The sequence below is a fragment of the Binatus sp. (SeqCode) genome, from assembly GCF_036522015.1.
In the GTDB taxonomy this organism is placed as follows: domain Bacteria; phylum Desulfobacterota; class Binatia; order Binatales; family Binataceae; genus Binatus.
On the sequence record NZ_DATDGQ010000397.1, the window covers coordinates 1 to 3,223 of the forward strand.

A 3,223-nucleotide genomic window follows, 5' to 3' on the forward strand; every position below is an offset into this window, starting at 1 on the left:
GAGCACCACACGTTTCCCGCGCACCTGGTGCTCTTCCTTGCTGCTGCGGTCGAAATATTGAACTCCGCTCGCGAGTCCACGATCGTCCACCAAAATACGCGCAACCACGGCGTTGTCTACCACAGTCAAGCGGCCGGTCGCGAAGGCCGGTTCAAGCAGATAGTCGGAGCTGGCAGCGGACAATGCTGCGTTCAAAACGCGCGTTCAGAAGCTTCGTTCAGACGACCGCTATATCGAACGCCTCATTCGCCGCGAACTTGGCTACGCCCGCCCCGACGAACTCGTATACAAGTTTGCCGACGACGCCAAAAGCGATCGCGACAACGAAACTCCGGTACGCTAGAAAATCGCGCGAGAGATTAGCCGGTACTCGCGAGCCTCACGCTCGAGTTGCTCGCGGAAATCAGGATGCGCGATCGAGATCAGCGCGCGTGCCCGCTCCGGCACTGACTTGCCTTTCAGATTGACCATCCCGTACTCGGTTACGACGTACATCACGTCGGTGCGCGGCGTCGTCACGATGTTGCAGTCGTCGATCCGCGCGACGATCCTGCTCGCACGGTGTGAATCGCGCTCGTAGGTCGATGCGATGCACAGAAACGACTTGCCATCGCGCGAGGCGTACGCGCCGCGCACGAATTGCAGTTGTCCTCCGGTGCCACTTATCTGGCGCACGCCGGCGGACTCGGAGCACGCCTGTCCGGTGAGATCGATTTGCGCCGCGTTGCAGATCGAGATGACGCGATCGTTCTGCATTATGTGATTAGGCAGGTTGGTGTAGTCGACCGGGCCCGCGAAGCATGCGGCGTTGCGATCGAGAAAGTCGTACATCCGTTTCGATCCCGCCGCGAAGGTGTAGGTCATCTGGTAGCGATTGGTCGCTTTGTGCGCGCCGGTCACTTTGCCGGCTTCGAAAAGCGAGACCAGCGAATCGACGAACATCTCGGTGTGAACGCCGAGGTCCTTTACAGACGCCGCCGCGAGCAGCTCGCAAACCGCGTTGGGCATCGCGCCAATTCCAATCTGCACGCATGCGCCGCTCGGAATTTCCGGCGCGATCAGCTCTGCGACTTTCTGATCGACGACGTTCGCCGCGGGATTTTTCAGCTCCGGCAATTCTGATGCGCCCGCGTCGAGCACGAACTCGACATCATCTATATGCACCGCGTTCTCGATTCCGAAAACGTACGGCACGCTCGCGTCGGTCTCGACGATCAAGGTCTTCGCTTTTTCGCTGATCGCCTTGTGGTACGTGACCGACGGGCCGAAGTTGAAAAATCCGTGCTCGTCCATCGGCGCCGTCTTCAACACCGCAACGTCAACCTCGATGAAGCGGCGATAGTTGTCCGGCGCCTCGCCGAAGTTCATCGGAATGTGATGCGCCAGGCCACGGTCGTGCATCTTTCTTTCGAGCCCCGAGAAGTACCACGACAGGTAGGTGAGATGACGCTCGTCGGGATCTGCTTCGACCGCCGCGCGCGGGCGCATCGCAAGGCATCCGCGAATCTTCACCCGCTCGAGCTTTGACGCACAGTCGGCCAGCGCGCGATCGAACACGTCCGGCTGCCCGAGTCCGAATCCGTACTCGACCCAGTCGCCGGACTTGACGCGCGCGGCGGCGTCATCGGCGCTGATTTTCTTTCGCTTGAGTTCTGCCTGGTAGGAAGTCGCCATCTGCACGCCCTCTGTCGATTCCGAATGATTCGCTTGACTGCGCGGCTGGCGTAGGATTCTCTTCAACCGGCGTACCTTAATCAATGCCAAGTATCGAGCCTGTCCGGCAAGCGCCCGCCAGCGGCATCGAGATGCGCGCGATCTGACGCAAACGAGGGAATACGATGTACTTTGTTCGCGGCTTCATACTCGCACTTCACATCTTCGGCGTGATCTTCTGGATGGGCGGGCTTTTGATGGTCACCAGTCTGCTCGCGCGCGTGCCCGAAGAAGTCGGGCTGCCCAAGGAACGCTTTCTCGGCGCGGCGCGCGGTTTGTTCGAGTCCACGGTCAACCTCGGCGCCGCAGTCACCATCATGCTCGGGCTTCTGCTGGTTCTCATGGATCCGTCGGTGCTGCGGCACGGATGGATCTCGGCCAAGTTGCTGCTGGTTGCGATCCTGCTCTTTTATCACGTGCGCTTTTATCGGCGGATCAAGTTCCTCGAGAACCATCCTAGCCAGTCAACCAGCCGCGAGTTTCGCGTCATCCACGGGATGGTGAGCGCACTGTTGATAGCGATCCTGGTGCTGACGATGATCAAACCCTTCTAGTAGAGTACATCGATGGCTGTAGCTGCGCATGACCTACCCGCAGGCGCTCACACAGAAGCAATCAATCCGCTTCGCACTCCGTACGGGGCGACGGCATGCGTCGCGCTCTCTGTGCTTTCATATTTCCTCGTAGTTAGATTCGTCGGGCTCTGGCCCATTTCTCTGTTCGCGCCGCTGCCGATCCTGGCGCTGGCGTTCAGTACCAAGTCATGGCGGACGGCGGCGATTGCGAGCTTCGCGGCTTTGTTCATCGGCAATTTGGGCTGGTTGTCTTCCGAATCTTTTTTTCTGCCGCTTCCAATATTTCTTTTGTTGTATGCGGTTCAGGCGATGGTGGGATCGGGACTGGTGCTGATTGCGCGCCGCGCGGCGCGCAGTTGGGACGGCGTCGCGGCGGGTTTCGTATATCCGTTTCTGCTGACCGCCGTCAGTTTCGTTTTCACGGTCAGTTCGCGCGACGGAACGTGGGGCAGTCCGGGATATTGGCAGGTGGGGTTTGTCCCGCTGCTGCAAGTCGTTTCGGTTGCGGGCCTTCCGGGACTGGTGTTCGCGATGACGCTTCCTGCGTCGGCAATCGCTGTTGCATGGTATCGCGCATGGGAGAATCGGCCGTGGTTTCTTGCGGCGGGAGTTCCGCTTGGCGTGTTTGCGGCCATCGTGATCTTCGGCGCAGTGCGTCTTGCGATGAGCCATTCGGGGCCGCGCGTTCGCGTCGGTTTGATCGCTACCGACATTCACGAGGGTTATTCCAAGACGGAGGATGCCGACAAGGCGACTGCGCTGATCGGCGTCTACGCGAGCGAAATCGCCACGGCCGCGCAGCAGGGTGCGCAGGTCGTCGTTATCCCGGAGAAGACGGTCGGCATGACGCCCGGCGATCGCGACGCTATCGTGCAGGTTCTTTTGAACGTCGCGAAGACCTCGCATGTGTGGCTGGTTGCGGGCGTCAACGAACT

General features: G+C 60.0%; 3 protein-coding genes and 2 pseudogenes. 3 read left to right on the plus strand and 2 right to left on the minus strand.

Annotation, left to right across the window (positions count from 1 at the left end; all coding sequences use genetic code 11):
- A pseudogene (locus VIW95_RS16855) lies at window positions 1–195 on the minus strand (hypothetical protein); the annotation flags it as partial.
- Between VIW95_RS16855 and VIW95_RS17675 the strand changes: the two are divergent.
- Window positions 170–343 carry an FtsB family cell division protein gene (locus tag VIW95_RS17675; RefSeq protein WP_414645304.1) on the plus strand — a complete coding sequence of 58 codons (174 nt, stop codon included), beginning with the start codon at window positions 170–172 and terminating at the stop codon, window positions 341–343. The pseudogene VIW95_RS16855 and the gene VIW95_RS17675 sit on opposite strands and share 26 nt — an antisense overlap.
- Here VIW95_RS17675 and VIW95_RS16860 read toward each other — a convergent pair.
- Entirely contained in the window at window positions 340–1,674 is a 1,335-nt protein-coding gene (locus VIW95_RS16860; RefSeq protein ID WP_331588711.1) for an acetyl-CoA hydrolase/transferase family protein, read from the minus strand. The two genes, VIW95_RS17675 and VIW95_RS16860, sit on opposite strands and share 4 nt — an antisense overlap.
- Before the next feature lie 164 nt (window positions 1,675–1,838).
- Here VIW95_RS16860 and VIW95_RS16865 point away from each other — a divergent pair, with 164 nt between their 5' ends.
- Both VIW95_RS16865 and VIW95_RS16870 read left to right on the plus strand, forming a co-directional pair.
- Window positions 1,839–2,267 (plus strand): CopD family protein, encoded by a 429-nt coding sequence (locus tag VIW95_RS16865; protein WP_331588713.1) that lies wholly within the window; start codon window positions 1,839–1,841, stop codon window positions 2,265–2,267.
- A gap of 12 nt (window positions 2,268–2,279) precedes the next feature.
- Window positions 2,280–3,223: pseudogene (locus VIW95_RS16870) on the plus strand (hypothetical protein); the annotation flags it as partial.

What these genes read in the sequence shown, in the direction of transcription:
- VIW95_RS16860 (WP_331588711.1), bottom strand. Translation starts at nt 1,674, where the DNA reads ATGGCGACTTCCTACCAGGCAGAACTCAAGCGAAAGAAAATCAGCGCC.
- VIW95_RS16865 (WP_331588713.1), top strand. Translation starts at nt 1,839, where the DNA reads ATGTACTTTGTTCGCGGCTTCATACTCGCACTTCACATCTTCGGCGTG.